Here is a 26,939-nt window from a genome sequence, read left to right on the forward strand (position 1 = left end):
CGGAAAAACTTTTTAATTTGTATTCATTAATGTCCTTGGCTGTTTGTGAAATAAGAAAAAGACAAGTACAGCACTAAGCAGGAAAGCAGGCAGCATATAAGAGCCATTATATAATAGGGAATACAACCATACAGGTTGCCCTTCTATTGCTGACTCAAAAAATGTAACTCCTGCAATATAATGTGCACCAAAGCGTAGGATTGATCCTAAAAACACTCCTGCCACTATATATCCCAAATACTTCTTGGTTTGACCTTTTTGAAGAGCCTGTTGAATTTTTTTAGAAAACATACCTGCAAAACCTAATACAGTAAATGCTACAGCATAATCAAAAAATCCTTGAAGTGGGTATAATACATAAGCAGTTCCTACGGCAATTTGTAACATCCCCCAAAGAAAACCTGCCAATAACCCTCCCTTAACTCCCCAACGAAAAGCCACAATAAAAATAGGAATCATAGCAAAGGATATTGATCCTCCCTGGGCCCATATCTTAAATGATAAAAATGGAATAATATCCAACAAAAGTGCAAAGGCAGCAAATATGGCTACCTCAACTAAAAATAATGTGCGCTTTCTATTCATTTCTCTCTCCCCTTTTTAAAGCGAATTTTAAACAAACAAAAAAAGCAATGCCAAGGGGAAGACTTCCTGATGGGAATCCGCTCACATTGCTTTTATTCCATCAAAAAAGCCACCATCCCTACGTTAGTACTAACTAACAGGTTCAAAGGGTAAGAACATCACTGTTCACTCTCAGCCATTGGCTCCCCCTGTAGGCTTTTCAAACTATGCTTTTCTTATTAATTTCATTGTAACCCACATTCTGTAAGCTTACAACTATTGTGTAAGCTCGATAAATTCCTCAACATCCTTTACACATAATTGAATAGCTGCTTCCCAGAAATCAGGTTTCGTTAAGTCGACATTCATATGCTTCATGGCAAGATCTTCTACATTCATTCTACCAGTATCACGTAGCAACGCAATGTATGCATCCTCAAAGTTTTCGCCTTGTTCTTTGGCGGCCGCATAGATTCCAAGGCTGAATAAATACCCAAAGGTGTACGGGAAGTTATAGAATGGAACACCAGTAATATGGAAATGTAGTTTGGAAGACCAGAAATTAGGATCATATTCGTCCAGTGCATCCTGATAAGCTTCCTTCTGCGCCTCTACCATGATCTCATTCAAGCGGTTAACCGACACAAGTCCTTCTTTTCTTTCTTCATAAAAACGGTTCTCAAAGATAAAACGCGCATGTATATTCATAAAGAATGCTACACTACGTTGAATTTTATCTTCAAGCAGTCCGATTTTCTCCTCTTTATTTTGCGCATTTTTAACCGAAGCATCTGCTACAATCATTTCTGCGAACGTGGAAGCTGTCTCCGCAACATTCATAGCATAACGTTGATTTAGCCCATTCACATCATTCATAACATGCTGGTGATAAGCATGGCCTAGTTCATGAGCTAAAGTAGCAATATTTGAAGACGTCCCAGAAAAGGTCATAAAGATTCTTGTTTGCTCACTATCAGGGAAGCTTGTACAGAACCCACCTGGGCGCTTTCCAGCACGATCCTCTGCCTCAATCCAGCGTTTGTCAAAGGCCATCTGAGCAAAGTCGGCCATTTTGGGACTGAATTTACCGAAATGGTCTACAATAAACTTACTGGCTTCAGTATAACTCGACTTATTCACAGTATTGGTTAAAGGTGCCCCAATATCATACATGCTCATTTTATCTAGCCCAAGAAGATCTGCTTTTTTCTCTAAATATTTAACAAAGTGCTTTTTGTTATTCGAAATAGCTGTCCACATTGCGTCAAGTGTTTCCTGCTTCATTCGGTTAATCGCAAGCGGCTCCTTAAGAACACTCTTCCAATTACGATGCTTATAAGTTTGCAGGCGGAATCCAGCTAAATGGTTTAATGTCTGACCAAATAGGGCGGATTGTTCCTTCCATGCCTCTCCCAGCTTATCAAAAACGGCCTTTCTTACTTTACGATCCGGATGACCTAATTTATTAGATGCCTGCCCGACAGATAGAGACTTCACTTTATTATCTTCTTCTACTTCCACTGTCATTTTTCCAACGATTGTATCATACATTTGACTCCAGCCGTGATAGCCATCAACTCCAAGATCATTGATGAGCACTTCCTGTTCAACATTTAGAAGCTCCTTTGCCTGTTCTCTGTATTCGTTAAGGACAAAGGAAAGCTCCGTTAAACCATCATGCTGAAGTAATGTAACCCATGTGGTATCTTCTATGGCAACTAGCTTTTGTACAAACTTCGACATGATAGCATCCAATTCTGCCCGCAGTTCACTACGTTTACCAACTAGAAGACTTGCTTTCTCATCTGTTACATCTTGGGCGCTTAGACAGCTGATAAACGCGGAAGCTTCTCTTAACTTTTTCATTACACTCTCAAGCTCGTTGACTACACCAATTAACTGTTCTGCTTCCACATTACCATCTTCTGGAGAGAATGCCTCTACCTCAGCAGAGAATGTTTCTTTATCCTTTTCGATCTCTTTAAGATATGTACGAAATGCTTCTGAATCGCTTCCCCCTGGAAAAATCACATCTAAATCCCATGTTGGGTTATACGTTTGTTGCATAAAATCTCTCCTCATTCCATTATTTATATTTTTTACATTTTACCCTATCTTTTCATTATAACGAAAAATGAAATAATTTTCACCTCGGGGAATTTTCTTTTTTCAAGAAATTTAGTAAACTTTGTTTCAGGAAACTTTAAATGATCATCATCTTGAAAGATAGCAAAGGCTCCCCAAGCAGGTGCTCAAGGAGCGATGATTATTTTGTTTTCTTTGTTTGCTTCGTTAACCCATTATTCTCAAGCGTTTTCCTTTGTTGCTTACCCTTTTCTGTAATGTAATTATTTTTAAACCACGCAATGAGTGAAGATACCACTGTAAACGTTATTGCAACAAACTGCTCTACTAATTCACTATCTAGTGGTAAAGGGGATTTGCCAAATATGACGAGCGTTTGATTAATGAGGGCAACGAATAAAACAAAAGATCGAATAAGAGTACCTCGGTCCACTTATTTCCCCCTCCTATCTTTTACTCCATACTACGATTTCGCTTAGCATTTGGAACGGCAAACTATTGTGTAAAAGAAAAATAGGGATAATTTTTATTACTTGACAATACAAGTTTATGATTTTATACTAAGTAACATAAAGTAACTAACGCATTAATAACTTACCTTTGGAGGGATTTTTAAGATGACAAGAACAGTATGGAATGTAGACGCAGTACACAGTGAAATTGGCTTCTCCGTAAAGCACATGATGATTTCAAAAGCAAAAGGAGTCTTCAAAGAATTTGATGCTGTTATCGAAGCAGATGTTGAGGACCTTACAGATTCTAAAGTAGAAGTAACGATTGATGTAAATAGCATCGAAACACGTAATAAAGATCGTGACGATCATTTGCGTTCAGGTGATTTCTTCGATGTAGAAAATCATCCTAATATCACATTTGTTGCAACAGATATTAAGAAAAAATCTGACAGTGAATATGATGTTACTGGTGATCTAACTATTCGCGGAACTACGAAGCCTGTTACGGTGGATGTAGAGTTTGAAGGACAAAGTAAAGACCCAATGAGCGGAAATATTGTTGCTGGATTCAGTGGGAAAACAAAAGTAAACCGTAAAGAGTTTGGACTTACATGGAATGCTGCTGTTGAAACAGGTGGCGTTCTAATCGGTGAAGATGTTACAATCAATTTTGAAATTGAAGCACATAAAGCAGAATAATTTAACTTAAAGAACAGCAGGCTCCTATAAGGAAGTCTGCTGTTTTATTATACGATAGTGGTTACTTAGGAAGATTCACCCGTGAAATGATCTACAGATTCTGATGATAGGATTCTAACAACCATTCTCCCCTCATTAGCATGTGCTCTGATTAATAATGGTTGATTATATCTGTTTTTAAACACAAAGTCTGGACCCCACCAGCTAACGGTAGCATCTCTTCCCTCAGGTACGTAGGGAACACTTCTACTGTGGGCATATCGTTCCAAGATTTGAATACCCTTCAAATCTACAGCATTAAAAAGGGTCGAGGAAACCTGGCAAATGCCTCCGCCAATATCTTCAGCAAGCTCTCCTTTAACAATGACAGGAGCACGTTTATAACCTCTTTGCGCTGTTCTCTCCCCTACTACATCATTAAATGAAAAAGATTCACCTGGAAAAACGACGTGACTATCAATCGCTGCCGCGGCTAATGCAATGTTATCCGCCCTCTCTTTGTTCCCCTTTTTATAAAAGGTGGTATAGCTTCCCAACTCTTTTGTCTGTATTTCTTTGAGTAGTGATTGATCAACTTTTGGGTATACTGGCATAGTCGGGACCGTAATATGCTTCATATTCTGCTCATAATAAGCACTTCGAAATAATAATTGAAAGGCTTCTTTATCCAACATCCTGCCAGGTACCTCTGTAATGAGCTCATTATTCTCTGACCAATGGGCGTTTTTCGGTTCAATGGCAACCTTCTTTTCTAATTCACTTATTAATGCCTGCAATTTAACTTCATCAATAAATGGCGTTTGTTGAAAAGGATAGAGTCCGTATTGGCTGATTTCAACCTTATCAAGTTTCACGTTAGCTGTAGCAAACACATTTGAAGCCATACAACTTAATAAAAATACAAGAAGTAAAAGAATACGCATATCGCCAACCTCCTTCACTTAGTATGAGGAAAGAGGTTGTATTACATTCCTTTATTTAAAAAAGGTATATAAAAAAAGCGAGCAGTGCAAGCGTAATCGTTATCGAGTAGATCCAGATTTGGCTACGTACATTTGATTTCAAAGAGGTAGATTCATATTCTAAAGAACGGGACAATTGATCTTCAATCGTGTCCCCTTCTTCTTCATACTTTTTCATTTTTCGCTCCTCTTGCTTTAGTGCAAAGAACGTTCCTAATATTGCAAGTATAAACAGGAAAATTAAAAAGATAATTAAGCCGTTATGCACCAGACTTCCCTCCATAGTAAAAAGCCAGCCAGCTAAACTGGATGGCCTTGTATTTATCTGAAATCCCTTGAATCTTCCATGTAGTCACTGAGTAATCTAAACCCTACCAACGAAGCAAGTACAAGTAAAAACCCACATAATGTTTTATTCTTCATTCATTACTACCTCCTCGTAATTATCTCGTTCAATTATGACTATTTTTTTATATTAGAATGGACGGAACTTACCTTTTTTAAGAACCAGCTTCGCTCCACCAAGTAAGAATAGGGAACGGTTATCTACAACTTTCTTCATAGCTGCAGCTGATTTACCAGAAAGCTTATATCCAGACATAACATTACCGATACCGTCAGAGTGTCCTAGAGAAGCTACAGTACCTTTATCACTAAATACAAACTCCTCTACTGGTTGATTTGTGATTAGTGCTTTAAGATTCGCTGCAACAACGTCTGCTTCCTGCATTGCCAATTGGGCAGTTGATGGATAAGGACGATCTGCTTCTTTGTTCCATACCCATGAGCAGTCCCCAATAACAAACATGTCCTCTACGCCTTCTGGACGAAGATCACTATTTACGTTAACTTTTCCTTTTACTAGTTCAAAACCAGATTCACCAAGAACAGAGCTAGCTTTTACGCCACCAGTCCAAACGATTGTTCCAGCTTTGATTAATTCTTTGTCATCACCAACAACGAATCCTTCAGGTGTAGCTTCAGATATTGCGGCACCGATTTTAAGCTCAACTCCACGATCTTCTAAAGATTTTTTAGCATAATCTACTAGTTCTTTATCGAACATTGGAAGAATAGAAGGTGCTGCCTCTACGTTAATAATACGGACCTTACTACGGTCAATGTCGTATTTTTTGCATAGCTCTGGTACTTTTTGAGCTAGTTCACCAACAAACTCAATTCCAGTGAAGCCTGCTCCACCTACAAGAATGTTTAAGCTTTCTTCACTTACATTCTCTTCATTATTATATTTTGCGAATTGATATTCAATGTGCTCACTAATTAGACGGCTTGAATCGATGTCTTCAATAGCGAAAGCATGTTCAGCCATCCCTTTAATTCCAAAGTCATTAGATTCAAACCCTAGAGCTACGACTAAATAATCGTATTCAATTTCGCTGTTTTCTAGAACAACGCGCTTTTCATCTTTGTTAATTTTAACTACAGAATCGTATACGAGTCTAACGCGATTCGGGCTCACCACATCGCTGATCATCACACGTGCCTGATTCGGGTTAATTGTTCCCGCAGCTACTTCATGCAGCCAAGTTGTTTCATAGTGGTAGTTATGTTTGTTTACCAGTACGATCTCTGCCTGTTCTGCTGTTAGTTGTTTTGTTAGTCGTTTTGCTGTAGTAAGACCTGCGTAACCAGCTCCTAGTACAACTATTTTTGGAATGCTTGTACTCATTAAAACTTCCACCTTTCTTGAATATACTCTATAATACAAAAGTTAAAGCGTTCAGAATAATAGATAATATACTTGAATCCTATTCAAGCTCGCTAAAAACTTTTTTTATAATACCTTTATAATAGCAAAGATTTATTAAATAGGCTAATAATCAGTTGTATATATTAGATTACAAAACGTCTTAATAAGGTTTTATATTAACTCTATTAGCCCTTATATTACTGATTTTCTTGAGCTTCATTGTCTTGTTGAGAATTTGCCTTTTTACCTGGTTTTTCCTCTTTAGGTTCATCATCTTCCTTATCGGAACCTTCCTCTTTCTCGTCATCTGGATCAGGGGGATTATCCTCTTGATCATCCTTGTTCTCAGAATTAGTCGGTTTCGTATTTTCAACAGGTTTTTCTTCTTTTTCCTCTTCCTCTACTGACTCACTAGGAGATTCCCCTTCTCCCCCTTTATCTTGCTCTGTTTCTTGATCAGTACCACTATTTGTATTGTCACTATCACTTGATGATTTTTCAGTCTTTTTATCAGCAGTGTTTTCAATTTTGTTACTCTTGTTTCCTTGATTTGTAGAGTAAGATTTCTGGTTATGTGTAGTCGCATTTGGGTAAGTAGAAACTGTAGTGCTAGCTTCTGCGTCATCTTCTTCTATAGAAAGTTCTTCCGATTCATCGTCAACCTGTTCATCCTCTGTCTTTTCTGCCAACAAGCTTGCTTCTTTCATTGCCTCGACAAACAGGGAACTTTTTTGACGCATTAGCTCCCCTGCAGCCGTGGTTTTTTCTACTGCCGGTTCATCAAATTCATCATTTTCTACGTGGGTAATGATAAGGGCTTCTTCCGCACCCTTCTCCTCTTCTTTGTCAACTTCTTCGACCTTTACTTCTTTACCATATTTATTCTGCTTTAGCTCAGACTGGTAAATTCCAGTTATCACAACAGCTACAAATGCTGTTAAGGTGAGCAAATTAATGACAAGTAATTTTTTATTTTTCACAACACCGCTCCCTCATTCTATGTATAAAGATGTCAAATTAACACGAACGCTAGTATCTCTTATTATTGTAAGCATATTTGCCTATTATTTACAATGTTTTATACTAATAAAGTGGAAGAATTTTCTGTTTCAATACAACTTTTATTTTATTGGGAATAAAAATACTACCCACTTTTATTAGTGTTGCGTACTATTTGTCCGATTCGCTAATAGAGAAAGGGATTGACAGCTGACTATTTATGCGTAATAATAAATAGAATAAATTTTACGGTTACCTTTAATCCAGTCCTGTGAGGCTGGCAAGGTGGAACAGATTAGGTCTGTTAAAAGGATCAACCACTGGGAACAGTTACCCAGTGGCTCTATTCTTTCGATGCAAACACCTTGCCCATCTTAAGGCAAGGTGTTTTTTTCTTGGTTCCAAGGTAACCCGTTAATTCAAGGGGGAAATAAAGATGGCAACATATCGTGAAATTAAGGTGGATGAACGCCTACCAATACTAAAGAGCTTACCGCTTAGTTTTCAGCACTTATTTGCAATGTTTGGATCCACCGTACTGGTTCCTGTTCTGTTTGGAATAAATCCTGCTACCATTTTGTTAATGAACGGAATTGGTACATTAATTTACTTATTTATAACAAAAGGAAAAATTCCAGCCTATCTGGGATCGAGCTTTGCCTTCCTTTCACCTGTAGCAGTGGTATTAGGTAATTATGCTGGAGGTGAGGGATATAGCTACGTTCTTGGTGGTTTTCTGGCAGTAGGGATTGTGTTAACCCTTGTTGCCTTTATAGTGAAAATGGTCGGTACAAGTTGGATTGATGTTATTTTTCCACCAGCCGCAATGGGTGCTATCGTAGCAGTTATCGGACTGGAGCTCGTACCAACAGCTGCCGAGATGGCAGGTTGGATTGCCCCAGCCGATGCAGGAGCTAATTGGGCGATGGATACGGATGTAGCAATTGTTGCGTTATTAACCCTTACTATTACGATTGTTTGCTGGGTTACCTTACGGGGGTTTTTAAAAATTATACCTATTTTAATTGGAATTATCGCTGGTTATATTATTGCTTACTTCTTCGGGTTAGTAGATTTCACACCTGTGAAGGAAGCGGCTTGGATTTCTCTACCTGAATTTTATCAAATGAAATTTGACTGGTCTGCAATCGTCGTGATCCTCCCAGCAGCGCTAGTTCTTATTCCAGAGCATATTGGGCACTTATTTGTAACTGGAAACATAGTGAAAAAGGATCTTGCAAAAGACCCTGGTCTTGACCGCTCATTAGCTGGTAACGGTATTTCTACAATAATTTCCAGTCTTTTTGGGTCTACACCGAATACGACGTATGGAGAAAACATTGGAGTACTTGCGATAACACGTGTTTATTCAACTTGGATCATTGGTATAGCAGCCGTTATTGCAGTGGTTCTTTCTTTTGTCGGGAAGCTGGCAGCTCTTATATCTTCTATCCCTAGTGCCGTAATGGGAGGAATCTCACTCCTATTATTTGGTATTATAGCAGCAAGCGGAATCCGGATGCTTGTCGAAGCAAAGGTAGATTACAACCGTTCCACCAACTTAATCCTTACGTGTGTTGTGCTTGTTATTGGGATTAGTGGTGTTACCATCCAGATTGGCGAAGTTGCTTTAAAAGGGATGGGATTGGCAACTATCGTAGCAATAGTCTTAGGAATTTTCTTCAAATTGCTAGATACTTTTAAACTGTCAAATGAAGAATAATAGATAAAGCAGAACAAAACAAGCAGGCGGTATCACGTGTATCGCCTGCTTGTTTTTTAGTTTGCATTTACTAGGATCTGACGTAAAAACGTTTATTTAAAATTGCAGGTTTAGCCCAATCATAAAGGTATACCTGCCTGTTTTTTGCGACTTACACATTATTTCCTCAGTAAGTATTGAGAATTACTCCAACATCTACATTAATTCTAATGCATGCCACCCCGCTCCTAACAGGATCTGCTCCTCTTTTTTAGTTTAGTAGTTTGGAAGCTAACACGTTTATCTTTATATGTGCAAGAGTCTATTGTCACTTCCCGATCACAACATCTGTATGATTCAGAAGATTATTAAAGACATCAAGTTATTTGTTCAACCATTTCTCTTATTTCATTTATCGTAAGAATAAATACCAAGTATTTACCACTCGGATTACGTCTTATCGTTGCGTTTATTTGACAATTTCTGCAGACTTTTTAAGGAGTATACATACCCTACCACGCTTAACATCTCCAGGGAATAACCCAATTATAATAGTACTTTGTTTTAGTTATCTATTTTCTATATATCGGATAGCTGACCTGGTATAAACCAAGCCCTATCCGAAGCCGGCCCATCTCATGATTGAAGCATCAAGTGTTATCTGCTATTTAAGAAAATAGAGCGAAACAAGTACTTTACCCCTTTTTTATAGCACAGTCCGTACGATTCCGCATATGGCAGTTCAATTTATATTCAAGTTTGTACTCTTAGATAGCATTTTAGCATTTTAGGGCAAAGGGAGCACTCTGTGACTTATCCCCCCATCTCACTTGCCAATAACAAGCTGTAAACCGTATCTAAACAAGGGGTATATAAATCATGCTCTCTGCTTTTTTGATAAAGAAACCCTTGTATAAAATCGATTTCCATTGCTTGCCCATTTATCATATCGTAATACATACTTGTTCCCATATAAGAAGGGTACCCACCATAAATCCCCATTATTTCTTCTGTTGTTTTTTCCTCAAAATGAATACCCTCGGCCGCTGCAATTGCTATTCCTTCTTGAATCAACTTTTCACATAGCTTACGTACTTTTTCTTCCTGCAGAATTAATGCCGTATTTCTGCTGAGCGCTGTTACCGAATTAATCGCTAAGTTAACAATTAATTTATACCATACCTCATAATGATAATTGGAGCTTAATTGGATATCGAGATTACTTTCTGTGACTGCTTCTTTCAATTTCGTTGTTACTTCATTTTCCGGTAAAATCAATATGCGATCTCGAAAATGAGTTGCAATTTGCCCTTTTTTCTGTCCACTAATATACACAACAGCTTGATATGCATGAGGGATCTGAAATTTTTCCAGCTGCCCGAATCCATTTTGACAAAGAATGCAAACCGTATTAGGCTGAGTGAGCTGTTCTAAAAAAGGCAGAACCCCTTCTAATTGTGTCCCCTTGACAGTAATAAATAAATAATCAAATGACCCCGTCGCTTCCGAAATTCCTTCAACAGGAAGAATGACAGCCTTGGATGATTTAACCCGTTCAATATGAACTTTCCCTGCTTTTCTTCCCAATAGCGTTACATTGCATCCACTTTTCTGTAGCGACTCACCAATCACAGCTCCTACAGCACCAGGTCCAATAACACCAAATTTATACATCCCAATTTCCCCACCTTTTCAAGCTAATAACTTGCCATTGTGAATCTATACAGATAATTGAGTCAATTTCATAATTGCTCTTTTTAAAAATACAAAGACGAGCCGAATTCTGATCTTGTATTCTTAAAAACAGGAATCATGCAGTTTTATGTTGGTTTAATCGTGCATTCATACGGTCTGCAGCTAATTTTGAAGCATTGTAAATAAGCGTGATCATATCAAAATGAACCTTGGCGCGCTTTCCGGTACGATAACGAACATTATTAAGTTGAAAAAACTCCTTAAGATATGCGTTTACGCGCTCAACAGCTGTACGACGTTTAAAGATTGTTCTCCAGGCTTTAGATCCACGAGCTGGCGCTGTGTATCTTCTGAGGTCTTGCGTTATCTTTACTTTATATACCTTTTGACAGATGCCTTCGTTAGCTAAAGGACAGCTACTGCACTCCTTTGGCCTCGTGAATTTCAGCGTTTCATAGTTGGCATCAAAGCTATCGTAACGGTAAGAATGCTCACGAAAACAAGTTGGGGCAAAGTATTTATCAAAGCCAATTGGTTCCCTTTCATTTTTCTTATTATAGGCAATGATAGACTGATTTCCCATTCGATGTACTTGTTCATAAATAGGTTCATAGTCGTAACCCGCATCCATTGTTTGGTAGCGCAAAGAAGAAAGAGCTAGTTCCTTCACCCCTTTTAATAAGGGAATGGCGGCTTTTCCGTCATTCAAACTTCCTGACGAAAAGAGTGACTGTAAAATATATTGACTAGATGTCCCAACAGCTAAATGGCCCTTGTAGCCGTACCAGAAAACATTTTTTCCTTCACTGTTCTTTTTTATGCCCCATTTTGGGGCTTGGGGGACTTCAGCCCGTAAGTCGGTTAAAGGTACGTCTAATTGCGCTTCTATTTTCTTTTCATAAAGAGGCAAGTTTGCTTCTATTTCAGCCTGTTCAAGTAACCATTGTTCCCGTTCTTCCTTGGGTTTGCGTCCACGTTTTTTAGGTTCTGTTTTGGGCTTATCTTCTTTGGGTGGTGCTTGATCACGTGCTTCGAAGTGAGTGGCATCAATGGCGACGGTGTTGTCACTAATAAAGCCTTCCACAATGGCTTGTAGGACTACTTTTTTCTGTTCTTCTTCTAGAACGCTAGAGTCACTAAGTTTCGTCAGCAGGCGAGAATAGGCAGCTTCGGAAGGTGTCTCGTCCGAGACAAGAAAACCACAGTTCAATTTAAAAACAAAATCATCATTCAGGCGTTTCACCAAATCTTTAATCGTTGGAATACGTTCAACTATGCGAATGAAAGAGCTGATAATCATCGCTGCATAATTAAGCTCCACAGGAGCGCCACGTCGTGATTTTTTATTCACTTCATGGAAGATTCGATCCACGTCTATCTCGGATATAATTGAATCATACCGTTGGGTAGGTTCCATCTTGTATAATTCTTGGATGCCAAATAAGCTTGTTTGTCGTATAATAGTCATAAGAAGTGCTCCTTCAGTCTTTTTATGGTTTTATAGTCAACTACCATTATACAAGATTTGGGGAGGTACTTCTTTTTTTGTCTCTCAAAAGCGTTGAGACAGAAGGATTAATAATTATGAAATTCATTCAATTTTATAATAATAATAATAATAATAGTAGGTGATCCGAAAGTGAAACCCCTTAATCATTTCATAGAAATGAAAAAAAATGGTGAAAAGATATCGATGCTCACTGCATACGACTATCCGAGTGCAAAGCAAGCAGAACAGGCAGGTATTGAGATCATCCTTGTGGGTGACTCGCTTGGCATGACTGTTCTTGGTTATGATAGCACGGTCGGTGTCACTATCGATGATATGAAGCATCATGCATGTGCTGCACGCCGGGGAGCAAAGGATACATTTATTGTCGTTGATATGCCATTTGGTACAGTTGGTGTCGATGACAAAACGGATATGCAGCATGCGATTGAACTATATAGAGACACCCGGGCCAACGCACTGAAAATTGAAGGAGCGCACATTACTCCACTAGTTAGAAAATGCACACAAATAGGAATCCCTGTTGTAGCCCACCTTGGACTGACACCACAAAGCTTTGGAATCACTGGCTATAAACTACAGGCAACCTCTAAAGAGGCAGCAGAAAAGCTTATTAAAGATGCCAAACTAATGGAACAGAGCGGTGCTGTGATGCTTGTTTTGGAAGCAATCCCGAGCGACCTTGCTGCAGCAATCACAAAATCCTTATCCATTCCAGTAATCGGTATTGGTGCTGGCTCTGAAACAGACGGACAGGTGCTCGTCTATCATGATGTATTAAATTATGGCGTAGACCAGAAACCAAAGTTCGTGAAATGTTATGGAGACTTTTCCGGCGGTGTCGATGCTTTAAAAACTTATCACGAAGAAGTCAAAACAGGTGTATTTCCTTCCCTTGAATTTACGTACAAGAAACAAATAATGGACGAGATAGACACATGATAAAACGAATTACAACGATCAAGAAAATGAACGAAATTATTACAATGTTAAAGAAAGAACAGAAGCAAATCGGCTTTATCCCCACAATGGGCGCTTTGCATGAAGGTCATTTAAGCATGGTTAAAGCATCTCTGACGAATAACGACATTACAATAGTAAGCGTTTTTGTGAATCCGCTTCAATTTGGCCCTAATGAAGATTTTGCAGCTTATCCAAGAGATATAGAAAGTGACCAGGCAAAACTGGAAGCAGTCGGAGCTAATTATTTATTTTATCCCGCTGTGGAGGAAATGTATCCGGAGTCCTTAGCAATTTCCCTAAAAGTGAACCATATGGCTGAGGTGCTAGAAGGAGCCAAACGCCCTGGTCATTTTGAGGGTGTTATTACAGTAGTAAATAAATTATTCAATATCATTAGTCCGGATACAGCCTATTTTGGAAAAAAAGACGCACAACAGCTTGCGATTATTGAAAAAATGACTACTGAGTTCAACCATCCAATTAAAATTATCGGTGTCGATACGATACGGGAGGCAGACGGTCTGGCGAAGAGCTCACGAAATGTCTATTTGACCGACCAGGAACGGCAAGAGGCAGTTCATTTATACCAAAGCCTCGTGAAGGCAAAAGAAATGTACGACGCCGGTGAAAGAAACAGCGCTTCCTTGATAAATGCTATTTGCAAGCATCTATCAGAAAACACCTCTGGAAACATTGAAGATATTGCTGTCTACAGTTACCCAGAATTAGTGGAACAAAAAAAAATCACCGGTCAAATTTTTATATCGCTGGCTGTGAAGTTTTCCAAAGCCAGGCTGATTGATAATATTATTATCAAAGGAGAAAACCATGATTAGAACAATGATGAACAGCAAGATACACCGGGCCCGCGTAACAGAAGCTAACTTAAACTATATCGGCAGCATTACGGTTGATGCGGACATTTTAGATGCAGTTGATATTCTGCCAAATGAGAAAGTTGCAATTGTCAATAATAATAACGGCGCACGCTTGGAGACCTATGTGATTGCAGGAGAACGTGGCAGCAGAAAAATCTGCCTAAATGGCGCGGCTGCCAGACTGGTCCAGATTGAGGATGTTATTATCATTATTTCTTATGTGCAGTTAAATCAAGACGAATTGAAATCACATACCCCTAAAGTCGCCGTGATGAATGAAAAGAACGAGATTGTTGAATTGATTGAGGAGAAGGAAAATCAAGTTATTTTGTAATGATAGAAAGTAAGCTATCTATATTAAAAGGATTCCATCTATTTTTTAGTGGAAACAACCCTAAAACCTAACTCGAACTAACAGTTAGGTTTTTTCCTATTTATAAGGATAAGAAAGTGGAAAGACGTTTATACAAGTTTTTATTACGTGAGGTGCCTGTCCTATCAATCTCAGAAATCTTGATGACCTATCCGTACTTATGGGCTGGTCAGTTGTCCATATGAATGAAGGTGTTTCAAACCAAAATCACCAGTGTGAACTGGTGGTTTGCTCTGCGGGAGAGCAGGGGATAGTGTGCTAAACAGTGTTACAAAATTCCTCGAAACAGACTTGAAACTTACGGTTAACCATAAGAAAAGTAAAGTAGGTTCACCAGCTAAGATGAAGTTTCTAGGGTTCTGTTATACACCGTACAGTAAATGAAGTAAGATGTCACCCCGATAATTCTGCAAAGAAGAAATTTAAATCAAAGCTGAAAACTCTTACTAGACGGGATCACCAAGGTGATTCGAAGAAATCATCCAAGAAATTAACTAAGTCACCGTTGGATGGATTAAATATTATGGAATCAGCTTTATGAAAAGTTTTATAAAGGCAACGGCTCAATGGCTAAATCATCGACTAATACAGCTTGTTTGTAAAATTGGGAGAAAATCAAAACCAGATTCATCCGATTAAAACGGTTAGGAATAGAGGAAGAAGTTTGGAAAGTTGCCAATATCCGAAAAGGATACTGGAGGGTGTCACATAGCGAAACGCTCCATAAAGCTATTAAACTTAAAACGCTCATACAATGGGTACTGAAAGACTTTAACCATTTATATGAGCGCACATACTCAAACTATAGTCACCTACTCGATTTTTATGGACTTATTTAAAGTCCATTTTCCAACTGTAATAGCCTTTTTCAGCATTTTTCTCATAGGTTAGATAGGCGTTGAATTTCTTTCCTTTTTTACTAGTGAGTCCTTTTACAAAAGCCTGCTTCTTAGTCAATAGATTTTTCACTAATGTTTTCGTAGGTTTCTTTCGCATTGCAGCTAAATACTTGTCATTTTTCCAAATGATAAAATTGCAGCCTTTTTTCCACTTACTACAGGCAAAACCCATATAAACTTCCGTGACAGTTTCTCCACATTCCGGGCATTTCCCTAGTGGTTCATTGGAAATTTTGGCAGGAGTGATTTCATTAATAACCTCACTTTCATCCGCCTTTATTTGATTAACAGAGCTTGTAGTAAACTGTGAAATTACTTCAAGAAATTCTTGCTTACTCCCGTCCCCTTTTTGAATATCTGCCAGTGACTTTTCCAGGCGACCTGTAAACTCTAAGTCAAACAGTTGCTTTACTGGGAACGTTTCTACAAGGGTCTTTCCTAGCTTTGTACAAGTAAGGTTTTTCTGTTGTGCAGTTATATATCCTACATCTTTCAGTTTTTTAATAGTTTCAGCCCGTGTAGCTGCTGTACCAATACTAAAACCATCTAAGACTGCCTCCACATCTGCTTCGCCATCAGACTCTTCCTTTAAGTGCTTGCCGCATGTCTCCATCACTCGTAACAATGTCCGCTCTGTATGCTGTTTTGGTGGCTTTGTTACATGCTTGGTAACTTCCGATTTTATCACTGAAACGGAAGCCCCCTGCTCGACCGGAGGCAATAAAGTGTCCTTGGAAACTATCTTTTCAACCTTTTTCCAGCCTTCAATCAGCTGTACTTTTCCTTTTGTATGAAACATGCCTTCTACGTCTGCCACAGTCGTTACAAGCTTTGTCTCTTCATACACAGCAATTGGCATGAACTGCATGATAAAGCGGTTTTTTATTGCCATATAGACAACCCGCTCATCTGCGGTCAGCCGTTTAGGAAGCAAATATGTAGGTGTGATAGCACTATGACTTTCCACCTTTGCATTATTAAATACACGCTTTGTCTTTTGGAACTTTACCTCATCCTTATAAGGAAGATCTTGTATATGATTATCCAATACTTTTTTCATTTTTGCGGTAAGGCTTTCTTCTAAGGCAATACTGGAGGTTCGTGGATACGTAATATACTTTTTCTCATACAACGATTGCGCTACCTTTAGAACCTTATCCGACGTCCACCCATTAAACTTATTGGTGATGTACCCTTGTAAGCTTGATAGATTAAATAAAAAAGGAGGGAATTCCTTTTTCTTTTCCACTTGCTTATCTGTTACACTGCCTTCTTTTCCTTCTAAAACACGTTGGAATTCATCGAGTTCACTTCGTTCCTTAAACTTCTCTTGTTTTCCCTTCTTATATGTTCCTGTGTATTCTTTTCCGTCTTTTGTATGGAATGTCGCATGCAGCCTAAAGTAATCTTCAGCAACAAAGGATTCTATTTCTTTATCACGGTCGTAAATAATTTTTAAAGTAGGCAAAAGAACTCGTCCTATATTAAGGGCCTTCCCTTTCCCTTTTTGATACTTTAATGTTGCCACCGAGGTGAGATTAATTCCGATCATCCAGTCTGCCCATTGTCTACTAATCCCTGCATCTCTTAATGGTTTCATCACATCATTTTGCTTCACTTCTTTTAATCCCTTAATAACTTCTGCAGGTGTCCACTCATTTAAAAGCAGACGGTAAACGGTTTTATTGGGTTTACTACCTCTATAAATAATACTATCACCGATCAATTGACCTTCCCGATCATAATCACAAGCTGAAATGATGGCTTCAACATCGTTTCGTTTCATCAGTTTATGAATAGTTTTGAGCTGTTTAGCAGCACCACCGTCTGTCTGGCTTCTGTTTCGGGGGTTGCTTTTCACTTTGTACTTCAATTGAGGAGGAATAAAGGGGAAGTTATCCATTTTCCACCGAGCCATTTTGCTATCATAATCTTTCGCATCGTAGAGCTCTACTAAATGGCCGAACGCCCAAGTAATGATGTAGTCAGCACCTTCAAAGTAACCATCTTTCTTTGTTTTCACTTTAAGCGCATCTGCTATGTTTTTTGCAACAGATGGTTTTTCAGTTAGTATTAACTTCAAATAAATCACCTTTTTTCATTTATTGGGATGGTAATCAGGAGAGTGTGAATGGGGGGGTTAGCCTATTATACTATATATCTGTTATTAAGAGAAACAAAGAAAAAAAGCAACTTTACGAGAAAGCTGCTTTTTAGAACTTCTGATTTTACTTGCTCAATTTCTTGGTAAGCGGGTAAACCCCGACGCTTTGGATAACGAGAGAGAGCATAATTGCTGCAAAGGTTAGGGAAATTAGCATGCTACTTCCGTTATTTTCTGCTTCTAATCCCATTAATAGTGCCACTGACATGGTTCCCTTGATTCCTGTCCATGCTATTAACGTCGCATCCTTAACAGAAAAACTTCTTCTCCATTTCGGGATTCCTTTTACTGTGGCAAGTAGAACTACATAGCGAGCAAGCACTGAAGCGATGAAAATGAGTAAGGCAAGCCCCCATTCACTAAACTGAAGATAACCAGCCGATTGTACGCCGATCATTAAAAATAGAATAGCAAGAACGCTTGGCTCCACAATATCCCAAAATCCATTTAAAGCACTTCTGAAATGTGCTTCCTTAATATTTTTACCAAACTCATAGGATAGCATTAACCCTGCTGTAACGGTAGATAATACTCCAGAGACCCCAATTCCTTCTCCAATGTAAAAACTCCCATATGCCACAATAATACTTAGCATTACCTGATATTCCCTATGGTGTGTAAAATGCACAAGCTTGCTCATTAACCAACCAAAAATTGCACCTAATGCGACGCCTCCCAATGCTACAAAAAGAAATTCAGTGACAAATGATCCAATAGCAAAACTAGTATGGTGAAGATACATCTCCAAAAACACTGTAAATAAAACGATACTTGTCCCATCATTCATGAGGGACTCTCCCTCCACTATATCAGCAATCCGCTCGTCACTGGATGAATTTTTAAGGATTGAAACCACTGATACGGGATCTGTTGGAGCTAAAATGGACGCTACAAGCAAGGAGGCTGTCAACGAAAGCGAGATAAATACATTACCTATTAAAAAGATAGTTATACCAAGTACAGCTACCGTTAAAAGTAAACCTCCTGTTCCTAGACTCCCAATTACCCATTTATTTTTGCGTAAGTTTTTTATAGGAAACCGGTATGCGGACGTAAATAGTAGTGCTGGCAAGAACACCATAAAGATTAGTTCCTTTGATATGGTGACACTACTGAAAAACGGTATAAAGGAAAGTCCAATACCTAGTACTACTAAAACGATAGGAACTGGAAAGAAATTTTGTTTTTTGTCAATAGAGTAAACGATATAGCCAATTACTAATAAGATTAAGAGTTGATGTGTGTTCATACTACTTTTCTCCTTTATCGGTTTTGGACAAGAAGACTCCATCCTCAAGCTTAGCTAGGGTGGAGATGAATTGTCTGGTTTTCATGTATTACATACAAATAACGAACATTTGTGCGTGTTTTTCTGATATAATAGATGTACTATTCATATAAGAAAGTTGTGATAAATATGTCTATTCACAAAGCCTATAAGTTCCGAATCTATCCAAATGCACCACAAGAAGTCTTCATTGCGAAGACGATTGGTTGCTCCCGTTTTGTGTTCAATCATTTTCTGAATCAATGGAATGAAGCTTACACCAAGACGGGAAAAGGCTTGACATACAAGGCTTGTACCGCCCAGCTGACACAACTCAAAAAGCAATTGGTGTGGCTCAAAGAAGTGGATAGCATAGCCATGCAGTCAGCGCTTAAACACTTGGCTGATTCATACAACCGCTTTTTTAAAAAACAAAATAAAACCCCACGTTTTAAGTCAAAGAAAAATCCTGTTCAGTCTTATACAACCAAGTGTACCAATCATAATATAGCGGTAGTTGGGAACAAACTCAAATTGCCAAAATTAGGTCTTGTCAGATTTTCCAAGAGCCGTGAAGTGGAGGGGCGGATCCTGAGCGCTACGATAAGACGCAATCCGAGTGGGAAATATTTTGTTTCGGTTTTAGGTGAAACAGAAGAAAAACCGTTACCCAAAACTGGTTCTGCTGTTGGAATCGACGTCGGACTCAAAGATTTTGCCGTGCTTTCGGATGGGACGGTGTATGCGAATCCGAAATATTTTCGTACATTAGCGTCCCGCTTGGCAAAAGAACAGCGTATTCTATCACGGCGCAAAGAGTTAGCTATCAAGCAAAAACGAGCCTTACAGGACGCCAAGAACTATCAAAAACAAAAAAGGAAAGTGGCCCGTCTCCATGAACGTATCAACAATGCACGGCAGGATTACCTTCATAAAATTTCTACTGTTATTGTCAAAAACCACGACATTATCGGGATCGAAGACTTGCAGGTGTCCAACATGCTGAAAAATCATAAATTGGCAAAAGCCATTAGCGAAGTGAGCTGGTCACAGTTTCGACAGATGCTAGAATACAAAGCGACTTGGTATGGAAAGCACGTGATAGCCGTTGCCAGGAATTTTCCGTCCAGTCAGCTTTGCTCCACACCAGATTGTGGCTATCAAAATAAAGCCGTTAAAGATCTCGGATTGCGCCAATGGGTTTGTCCCCATTGCGGCGCACATCATGACCGGGATAAAAACGCAAGCTTGAACCTTAAAAACGAAGCGTTACGACTTCTAACTGCGGGGACGCAGGGATAGCCTAATAATATAACTTTCGGTTAAGAAGGTGTTCTTAGGAATCCCCCACTTCAAACGTCTGTTAAGTGGGTGGCATTCAATTTTTACCAAAATAGAATAAACCTACCAATGCTCCAAGCAGGCACATGACCAATGATACGATTAAAAATGGTATTGGTCCAAATTGGAAAATTAGTGGGACAGACAAAGCAGTCACTAGCCCCCCACCAAGGAATGGTTCGTAAACAAGCTGCTTATACCCAAATCCTTCAAAAGCAGGTGACTTCCCGTCAGGATCTGCCACACGCATTAAAAGCAGACCGGTTGCTGTGATACCCATGGATTGCCCAAAATCACCAATTCCACGCTCAAACCAGTAAGAAGGTATGATTCTCGGTGCTAAAATAATAAACCCGAGCACGTTCCAAGCAATACCTGCTCCTGCCATTAATAAAAATGGAACAAGGTACTCGCCTATAACATCAAGAGAAACTGTCCCGATTGCGGCTAGAATTAATATATCGAGAGAGAATCCCTGAATTCGATTAACCATTCTACGATCTAAAATCTCAGTCTGATCAAATTTGTTGAAGATAACTTGAATGATGATTCCCCCAATCATCGCTAGTGGGAACAACGGGATATAGGTCATAAACTCTGAATCTGTTACAGCACCCCATGTCACACTTTCTAATCCAATTAGACCTTGTAAAACTATCCAACCAACTAGTATAGCTAAGCCGACCATCGCAAAATGTAACGAAAGTGGTTCGATAGACTCTGGCCTAACTGTCATATTTGCAGCCGGTTCTCTATTCTGGAATTCCATAACTCCCTTTTTGCGTAATTCGGAAAAGTCCTCTACATCTTTTACCACCCTCGTTTTCTTTTTTCTTACAGCCCAATTAATAAGTATAATCCCAATAATCACACCAGAAAGTACCCCGACTGTCGCTAGACCTATTGCAAGGTCATAGGCCTCTTCGAAACCGAGATCTCCAAAGGTTCCAGCCATCCCAGCTGCAGTTCCATGTCCACCTTCAAACGCCACTTCAATTAACGCTCCTGCCATTGGAGGGATATCAAAGAAGGGTGTTAATACCAGTATAGTAAGTAAAATACCAATCACGTATTGTCCCCAGCCTATCGTCCACCCGAAAGCAAGCTGAGGTCCACCATAATTCCATACCTTAGACAGACTGGGTATGGTTGCACCAAGAAACAATGTTGCAAATACGATATTTATCATTAATCCTGGTAACGCACTCCAAACTTCCATTACTTCTTCCGTCATGATGCCGTTCACCCAAAAAGAGTTTTCTCCTGTGAAGTTTTCCAGAATTCTCCCTAATACTTCGGGGCCTAGTAATAATGCTAAAAAACCGCCAATAATAGAGGAAGGTAAGAATAAATGTTGCAACCATTTTACACGCATACGGATCCATTTACCTACGAGCAGAAAGAATGCAAGATATAATAATGTAAAACCAATTTGGCCTGGTGTCATGAATACTACCCCTTTATTTTGCTTAGTTCCTTGTTTTTTCCCTTCATAAAATTAACTCAAACGCAGATTGGACATAAAAAAACTCTCTGCCATATACAGAGAGTTTTCAATACAGTTCTATTTTGTATCAGGGTCTGGTAGGTCATCTGACTTGCGCATTGCCCATGCTGGTGTATTAAAAATATAAGGAGGAGCGGGTGGGAGGTGTGGTGCTGGAGCAAATGCGACAGGTCTATCAACATAATTAAAAGTACCACAGCCATCCATACTTGGGCCATGCGCCCATCTACCTTCAGCACTTGCATCTCCTTGGGAGAAATTAAATAATGTATAGGCAACCTGCTGTACCTCTAGTTCTCGAGGAAAAGTACTTGGGACGACTATGTTTTCTTTTTCTTCAAGCTCTTTAATTGCAGCATACCACTGGTTTTGGTGTGCCGTATCTCGTGCTATAAGCCAAGATAATGTATTTCTAACGCCACTATCATTCGTCATCTCATATAAGCGAGCAACCTGAAGTCTTCCCATTGACTCTGCCATTAAATTAGCTCGGAAATCGGCAATTAAGTTACCACTTGCTCCAATATAACTAGCTGTCCAGCGATTACCCACACTATCTACAGGCATTGCTCCTAAACCTGAAACAATGGCATGCTGTGGATTTGACCCTCCCAATATAGCAGCTACAACTGGATCATCCACCGCATCATCCAATTCCAGATCTGGTGCGTTATCCAGAAGACGCGCAATTAGCGTGGCTAGCATTTCCACATGGGCAATTTCCTCTGTTCCGATATCCATTAATAGATCCTTGTATTTCCCATTCCCTCTTACGTTCCACCCTTGGAATAAGTATTGCATCATAACCGATATTTCACCGTATTGGCCGCCTAGAACTTCTTGTAACTTCTTAGCAAAAACAGGATCTGGACGATCAGGCTTGGCATGATACTGTAAATCCTTTACGTGATAAAACAATCCACTCACATCCTTTATAGTTTGACAATAGGCGAATATCCGCCCCTTTTAGATGGTATGCAGATAGCTAGGCCATTGTTCCACAATATTTACGCAAATGTAGGACGATAATAGGTGTTTGTAGTCAATTCATAATAAGTCGAGGAGGGCTTCTATATGCCATGCTTGCTTTCTTATCGGTCTTGAGCTTGGCTCTATCTGCCATGCTTGCGGATTTATTGGTCGTGGCCACTCTCTGTTCAAAAAATAAAGCTAAAAATTAAAATACTCCCACCTTTTTGGGTAAAAGTGGGAGTGTCTAACTTTAATTAAGATAGGATGGTAGGATAGTGGGAGTTTAGTTTTCTCCCTAAATACTTCGCTACCTCCAGCATGCCATAGGTGCCATAATCGGCTTCGGCTTCGGAATTATAATTTGTATTTGTATTAATGTCATACGTATAAATGTTCCCGTCCTCATCTTCAATAAATTCAATACCAGCGATTTGGATGTCATTCCCTTTAAGCACTTGTTGATATTTTTCTAATACTGGGTGGTCAAAGCCTTTCCTAACTTGGAATTTCGCAGGGGCTTCTTGTTCTTCAGCAGGACAGAATAAATCCTCAATGGTACATGCATCTGCCGGGCAAAGCTCAAATCCTTCTGATGTATCTACTCTTACTGCATAAACAAATTCCCCGCCGACAAACTCACACCTCGTAATATAGGATTCTGGTGACTGAATATATTCCTGTATTAAGGTGACACCATCAACAGGCTCTTCGAAATCCCCACCTTCTACATATTCCTGCAAGGCTTTAACTGAATGAAACAATTGGACACCAAGTCCCTTCCCTGCACGATTATGCTTTGTAATGAAAGGTTTCCCTGCAAAGCTTTCGGCTACTTCAATCAATTCTTCTTTTCCAACAGCAGCCGTTGTCTTTGGTGTACGGACTCCGTATTTTTCCAGTTCCAAATATTGCTTCACTTTGCTGAGCTCTAGATCAAGCGCCCTGCTCCCATTCACAACCGTTCTACCGTGATGTTCAAGCCAGGATAACACGGCACTGGTCAGCTCTGGAGAAAAACGGTTCCCCCTTGTGTGGGATGATGCACTCATTCGATTATAAAAAACCCCTTCTGGCGGGACAGCATTCAAATCAACCTTCCCGCTCGTTAGAAGCCAATTCTCATAAGGAATCGTTAATTCATCCAGTCGCTTAAATAAATGTGTCGTCCATTCTTCATTTTCATGAATGATATATAATTTCTTCATGATGACATCTCCTATCCATTATTTAGTAAAGCTTTTTTCCATTCATCGACCTTTGGCATAACATTTTTGGCGAAGTTTTCTAGCTCCTCCAATTGCGGAGAGCATTGCAGCAATAGTAAATCGACTCCAGCTTCTTCATATGCTATAATTTGCTCGGCTATTTGTTGCGGTGTGCCCACAAGATTTGGACGTAGGCCTCTGTTCGATACGGAATAATCCTGCAGTTTTACCTGCTGTTCCAGTTGTGACATTGTCGTAAAGTCCTGAAACCCAGCGTACGCATCGGATTCTTTTACAGTTGTAATTCTCTCAAGCTCTCGTAATGCTTCTTCCTCTGTTTCACGGCAAATAACATAGGCAGCCATACCAAACGACTGTAACGGCTCCTTTTCCGCATGTTTTCTCCGTTCTTTCATATCGTTTATTTTTTGTCTCGCTTCTTCTACTGTATGTCCATGCATGACATAGGCATCACAATAGGTGGAAATAACCTCTTTTCCTTTGTCACTTTCACCGCCAGCATACAACACCGGGTTTGGTCGTTGTACGGGTTTTGGCGAAAGCTTTGTATTTTCAATTTGATAAAATTTTCCGTTGTAGGAGAATGACTCTTCCGTCCACAAACCTTTTAACACCTCAAGAAACTCTTCTGTTCGCTCATAACGGGCATCATGCTTTGTAAATTCTGCTCCATATTGCTTCGCTTCCTCTGCCCACCAGCCGGATACGACATTTAATGTAAAACGCCCATTGCTAATATGATCAATGTTGGCCGCCATTTTGGCTGTAATAGCGGGATTGTGAAAGACAGGACGAACGGCCGTCATAATCTCTATTTTTTCGGTTACAGCAGCTAGTGCTGCAGCAGTTGACCATGCTTCAATTGAATCTTCATTTGTCCCTTTAATATCATTTAAATAGAGTTCAGCAATCAATGTCGTGTCATAGCCCCATTTTTCTGCTGACTGAATTACTTGCTTTGCATAATTAAAAGTAGGTGGCATTTTCTCATCTTCTACATTACGTAGCCAACCTCCAAAAATCGGTAACCAAAATCCATATCTCATCTTCCCCACTCCTATTCTCCAAATTGAAAATTAGAAAAACTCGCATTCTCTCGCTTTTTTGCGAATGTTTATGTTTTTCTTATACTTTGGACTTCAAAATTTTTACTACGTCGTTATTGCTTCCTAGTTGAAATTTTATACCTTCCTAACGTGCAAAAAAACTCTTTCCCGAAGAAAAGAGTTTAAAATTCTAATAGAACTTCATCCTCTTATCTTCCAAGCAATTGCTTGATGGAATTGGCACAGTATCTAACTAAACAGACCTGTTGCCGAGGCTTCAAAGGGCCATATCCCTCCACCTCTCTAGATAAGAAACATTATTATTTAATTGGTACTTAAAAGATTAGCGCAAAATGTTCGAACTGTCAATTAATTAAATTTTCCTAGTAAAAGCAAGGCTAAGGTCTTTCCGCAATAATACGAACAAGTCTATCTTCCACGTCTTTAGCAGCTTCTTCATCAAGCACATTATTAATCATAATAGAAAAAATATAATTCTCTCCTGACAGGGTCTGTAAATAACCGGATAGTGTAGTTACTCCAAAGATTGTTCCTGTTTTCGCTTCAACCTGGACGTCTCCCAACCGATTCCTTAGCGTTCCACCAACCATCTTGTCTGTCTCTCCTGCAACTGGGAGTGCGTTCTTGAAGGCAGGAAACCATGGCTTATCCTGTACGATAAAAAGTAGTTTACTAAGTTCGTTTGCTGGAATGAGATTAACATGGGAAATACCCGAACCATCTCTAATCAATAACGTACTTCGATTTAACCCAAGCTTTTCTAGCTCCTCCTGCATAACCTCAAGGCCTTTTTCCCAGCTTCCTTCCTTTTGTACATGCTTTCCCATTTCCTTTATGAGCACTTCCCCGTGCACATTGTTGCTCAGCTTCATAAACGGTACAAGCAATTCTTTTAATGGTATAGAACTGTGTTGATAAAGCAAGGAACTTTCATTAGGTGCTTTGCCAATCATCACTTCCCCAGACCAAGTGATCCCTTTTGCTTGAAGTGCATCCTGAAAAAGGGTCATCGCATAGCTTGTCGGATCCCATACGGCCATAAATTCTTTCACCGTTTCTGCCCCAGCTGGAACAGTGCCCGTAAGCGTGATTTCGTTTGACCCATGTTCTCGCTCCACTGTTAAATCCTCTTCCACTTTCTTGGAACTTGTCTCGGCTCGATTATGTATTGTTACATAGTTTGTGTTAGGTGACACGGTTATGATTGGCTTCTCCCCTGGCTCTGCACCGGCTGTTATTTGAAGCGTAACACTTCCCGCATCATAGTCCTCGTCAGGTGAGGCAGTCAGCGCCGAAATTTGCGCTCCGTAATGAAATGATTCATCACTCCAAATTAAGTCAGGGGAAAGGCGTACGTTATCATACCAAGTATCATCTCCAATAAGATCTCCCTTGATATGCGTCACTCCAAGTCCTTGAAGCTGCTCTGCAAAACGGGTAAAATCTTTAGGTGTCAATGTCGGATCTCCTTTTCCTATAAGGTAAAGGTTTCCTTCTAGCTTGGCTCCTTTTTTAGCTCCATCTGTTTTTATTTCGGTAGAAAAGGTGTAGTCTTCTCCAAGAACCTCTAAGGCTGCAGCTGCTGTTAAAAGTTTCATATTGGATGCAGGACGAAGCCTTGTATCTCCAAGGTTTTCATATAGAAGCTCGCCAGATTTTGCATCCCGCACACTCATTCCAACTAATGCACCATTCAACAGTGGTTCTGTTTCTAATTCGTTATCCAAACGCTGTTTCATTGTCCCCCGCTCCTCTATCGCATGTACTCTCATTTCTTCGGGCACTGAAGCAGCTAAGCAAAAGATGAGCAAGAGCATCCATACACGGCTGACATTTCTTTTTAACGTCATGTAAGCACCTCTTACATTTTATTGATCAGGCCCTATTTAGTATTTCCACA

Annotated in this window: 23 protein-coding genes and 2 riboswitches; of the genes, 7 read left to right on the plus strand and 16 right to left on the minus strand. The window is 39.5% G+C overall.

The genetic code is table 11. The features are described from left to right. Positions 1 to 12 precede the first annotated feature (12 nt). The 3 genes from thiT to BN988_RS04310 all read right to left on the minus strand — a co-directional run bounded on the left by thiT (position 13) and on the right by BN988_RS04310 (position 3,082). Positions 13 to 585, minus strand: coding sequence for an energy-coupled thiamine transporter ThiT (thiT, locus tag BN988_RS04300; RefSeq protein ID WP_036573466.1), 573 nt, complete (start codon positions 583 to 585; stop codon positions 13 to 15). Positions 586 to 683: 98 nt separating this feature from the next. Next, a riboswitch (TPP riboswitch) is annotated at positions 684 to 784 on the minus strand. Between the two features lie 56 nt (positions 785 to 840). Continuing rightward, positions 841 to 2,631 carry a M3 family oligoendopeptidase gene (locus tag BN988_RS04305; protein WP_036573468.1) on the minus strand — a complete coding sequence of 597 codons (1,791 nt, stop codon included), beginning with the start codon at positions 2,629 to 2,631 and terminating at the stop codon, positions 841 to 843. A gap of 199 nt (positions 2,632 to 2,830) precedes the next feature. After that, on the minus strand, positions 2,831 to 3,082 hold the full coding sequence (locus BN988_RS04310; RefSeq protein ID WP_036573470.1) for a phage holin: 252 nt from the start codon (positions 3,080 to 3,082) through the stop codon (positions 2,831 to 2,833). Between the two features lie 184 nt (positions 3,083 to 3,266). Between BN988_RS04310 and BN988_RS04315 the strand changes: the two genes are divergently transcribed. Further along, complete coding sequence (locus tag BN988_RS04315) at positions 3,267 to 3,803, plus strand: YceI family protein (RefSeq protein WP_036573472.1); 537 nt, start codon at positions 3,267 to 3,269, stop codon at positions 3,801 to 3,803. A gap of 65 nt (positions 3,804 to 3,868) precedes the next feature. Here BN988_RS04315 and BN988_RS04320 read toward each other — a convergent pair whose 3' ends face one another. From BN988_RS04320 to BN988_RS04335, 4 genes are all read right to left on the minus strand, one after another. Beyond that, entirely contained in the window at positions 3,869 to 4,726 is an 858-nt protein-coding gene (locus BN988_RS04320; protein WP_036573473.1) for a VanW family protein, read from the minus strand. Positions 4,727 to 4,781: 55 nt separating this feature from the next. After that, positions 4,782 to 5,033 (minus strand): hypothetical protein, encoded by a 252-nt coding sequence (locus tag BN988_RS04325; RefSeq protein WP_036573475.1) that lies wholly within the window; start codon positions 5,031 to 5,033, stop codon positions 4,782 to 4,784. Positions 5,034 to 5,240: 207 nt separating this feature from the next. Continuing rightward, a complete protein-coding gene (locus BN988_RS04330; RefSeq protein ID WP_036573478.1) occupies positions 5,241 to 6,455 on the minus strand; it encodes an NAD(P)/FAD-dependent oxidoreductase in 1,215 nt (404 codons plus the stop codon). A gap of 218 nt (positions 6,456 to 6,673) precedes the next feature. Next, on the minus strand, positions 6,674 to 7,456 hold the full coding sequence (locus BN988_RS04335) for a hypothetical protein (protein WP_036573480.1): 783 nt from the start codon (positions 7,454 to 7,456) through the stop codon (positions 6,674 to 6,676). A gap of 455 nt (positions 7,457 to 7,911) precedes the next feature. Here BN988_RS04335 and uraA point away from each other — a divergent pair, with 455 nt between their 5' ends. Next, a complete protein-coding gene (gene uraA, locus BN988_RS04340; RefSeq protein WP_036573482.1) occupies positions 7,912 to 9,198 on the plus strand; it encodes a uracil permease in 1,287 nt (428 codons plus the stop codon). 792 nt (positions 9,199 to 9,990) lie between these two features. On the opposite strand, the gene BN988_RS04345 is transcribed toward uraA, so the two are convergent. Together BN988_RS04345 and BN988_RS04350 are read right to left on the minus strand one after the other, a co-directional pair. Beyond that, the gene (locus BN988_RS04345) at positions 9,991 to 10,851 is read right to left on the minus strand and encodes an oxidoreductase (protein ID WP_036573484.1); all 861 of its coding nucleotides are present in this window, start codon (positions 10,849 to 10,851) and stop codon (positions 9,991 to 9,993) included. 136 nt (positions 10,852 to 10,987) lie between these two features. Next, positions 10,988 to 12,340, minus strand: a complete 1,353-nt coding sequence (locus BN988_RS04350; RefSeq protein WP_036573490.1) for a transposase — start codon at positions 12,338 to 12,340, stop codon at positions 10,988 to 10,990. Between the two features lie 171 nt (positions 12,341 to 12,511). Here BN988_RS04350 and panB point away from each other — a divergent pair, with 171 nt between their 5' ends. The 4 genes from panB to BN988_RS19135 all read left to right on the plus strand — a co-directional run bounded on the left by panB (position 12,512) and on the right by BN988_RS19135 (position 15,235). After that, entirely contained in the window at positions 12,512 to 13,324 is an 813-nt protein-coding gene (panB, locus tag BN988_RS04355) for a 3-methyl-2-oxobutanoate hydroxymethyltransferase (RefSeq protein WP_036573492.1), read from the plus strand. After that, the gene (gene panC, locus BN988_RS04360) at positions 13,321 to 14,181 is read left to right on the plus strand and encodes a pantoate--beta-alanine ligase (protein WP_036573495.1); all 861 of its coding nucleotides are present in this window, start codon (positions 13,321 to 13,323) and stop codon (positions 14,179 to 14,181) included. The genes panB and panC overlap by 4 nt, the downstream gene beginning before the upstream one ends. Further along, positions 14,174 to 14,557, plus strand: a complete 384-nt coding sequence (gene panD, locus BN988_RS04365; RefSeq protein WP_036573497.1) for an aspartate 1-decarboxylase — start codon at positions 14,174 to 14,176, stop codon at positions 14,555 to 14,557. Before panC ends, panD begins: the two co-directional genes overlap by 8 nt. 576 nt (positions 14,558 to 15,133) lie before the next feature. After that, positions 15,134 to 15,235 (plus strand): hypothetical protein, encoded by a 102-nt coding sequence (locus BN988_RS19135; RefSeq protein WP_231495187.1) that lies wholly within the window; start codon positions 15,134 to 15,136, stop codon positions 15,233 to 15,235. 192 nt (positions 15,236 to 15,427) lie between these two features. On the opposite strand, the gene BN988_RS04370 is transcribed toward BN988_RS19135, so the two are convergent. Further along, entirely contained in the window at positions 15,428 to 17,578 is a 2,151-nt protein-coding gene (locus BN988_RS04370) for a type IA DNA topoisomerase (protein WP_036573498.1), read from the minus strand. A 145-nt stretch (positions 17,579 to 17,723) separates the two neighbouring features. Continuing rightward, positions 17,724 to 18,908 carry a cation:proton antiporter gene (locus tag BN988_RS04375; RefSeq protein ID WP_036573500.1) on the minus strand — a complete coding sequence of 395 codons (1,185 nt, stop codon included), beginning with the start codon at positions 18,906 to 18,908 and terminating at the stop codon, positions 17,724 to 17,726. A gap of 168 nt (positions 18,909 to 19,076) precedes the next feature. Here BN988_RS04375 and tnpB point away from each other — a divergent pair, with 168 nt between their 5' ends. Then, the gene (gene tnpB, locus BN988_RS04380; RefSeq protein ID WP_036573501.1) at positions 19,077 to 20,228 is read left to right on the plus strand and encodes an IS200/IS605 family element RNA-guided endonuclease TnpB; all 1,152 of its coding nucleotides are present in this window, start codon (positions 19,077 to 19,079) and stop codon (positions 20,226 to 20,228) included. A 76-nt stretch (positions 20,229 to 20,304) separates the two neighbouring features. On the opposite strand, the gene BN988_RS04385 is transcribed toward tnpB, so the two are convergent. From BN988_RS04385 to dacB, 5 genes are all read right to left on the minus strand, one after another. After that, complete coding sequence (locus BN988_RS04385; RefSeq protein ID WP_036573504.1) at positions 20,305 to 21,714, minus strand: sodium/glutamate symporter; 1,410 nt, start codon at positions 21,712 to 21,714, stop codon at positions 20,305 to 20,307. Positions 21,715 to 21,831: 117 nt separating this feature from the next. Next, positions 21,832 to 22,692: a manganese catalase family protein gene (locus tag BN988_RS04390; protein ID WP_036573506.1), complete on the minus strand. Its 861-nt coding sequence runs from the start codon at positions 22,690 to 22,692 to the stop codon at positions 21,832 to 21,834. A gap of 308 nt (positions 22,693 to 23,000) precedes the next feature. Continuing rightward, a complete protein-coding gene (locus BN988_RS04395) occupies positions 23,001 to 23,951 on the minus strand; it encodes an ATP-grasp domain-containing protein (protein ID WP_036573509.1) in 951 nt (316 codons plus the stop codon). Between the two features lie 11 nt (positions 23,952 to 23,962). Continuing rightward, positions 23,963 to 25,018, minus strand: coding sequence for an LLM class flavin-dependent oxidoreductase (locus BN988_RS04400; RefSeq protein WP_036573511.1), 1,056 nt, complete (start codon positions 25,016 to 25,018; stop codon positions 23,963 to 23,965). Positions 25,019 to 25,224: 206 nt separating this feature from the next. Continuing rightward, positions 25,225 to 25,332, minus strand: a riboswitch (SAM riboswitch). An 84-nt stretch (positions 25,333 to 25,416) separates the two neighbouring features. Continuing rightward, positions 25,417 to 26,889, minus strand: coding sequence for a D-alanyl-D-alanine carboxypeptidase/D-alanyl-D-alanine endopeptidase (gene dacB, locus BN988_RS04405; protein ID WP_036573514.1), 1,473 nt, complete (start codon positions 26,887 to 26,889; stop codon positions 25,417 to 25,419). Positions 26,890 to 26,939: the final 50 nt, after the last annotated feature.

The organism is Oceanobacillus picturae (assembly GCF_000612865.1).
Taxonomy (GTDB): Bacteria; Bacillota; Bacilli; order Bacillales; family Amphibacillaceae; genus Oceanobacillus_B; species Oceanobacillus_B jordanicus.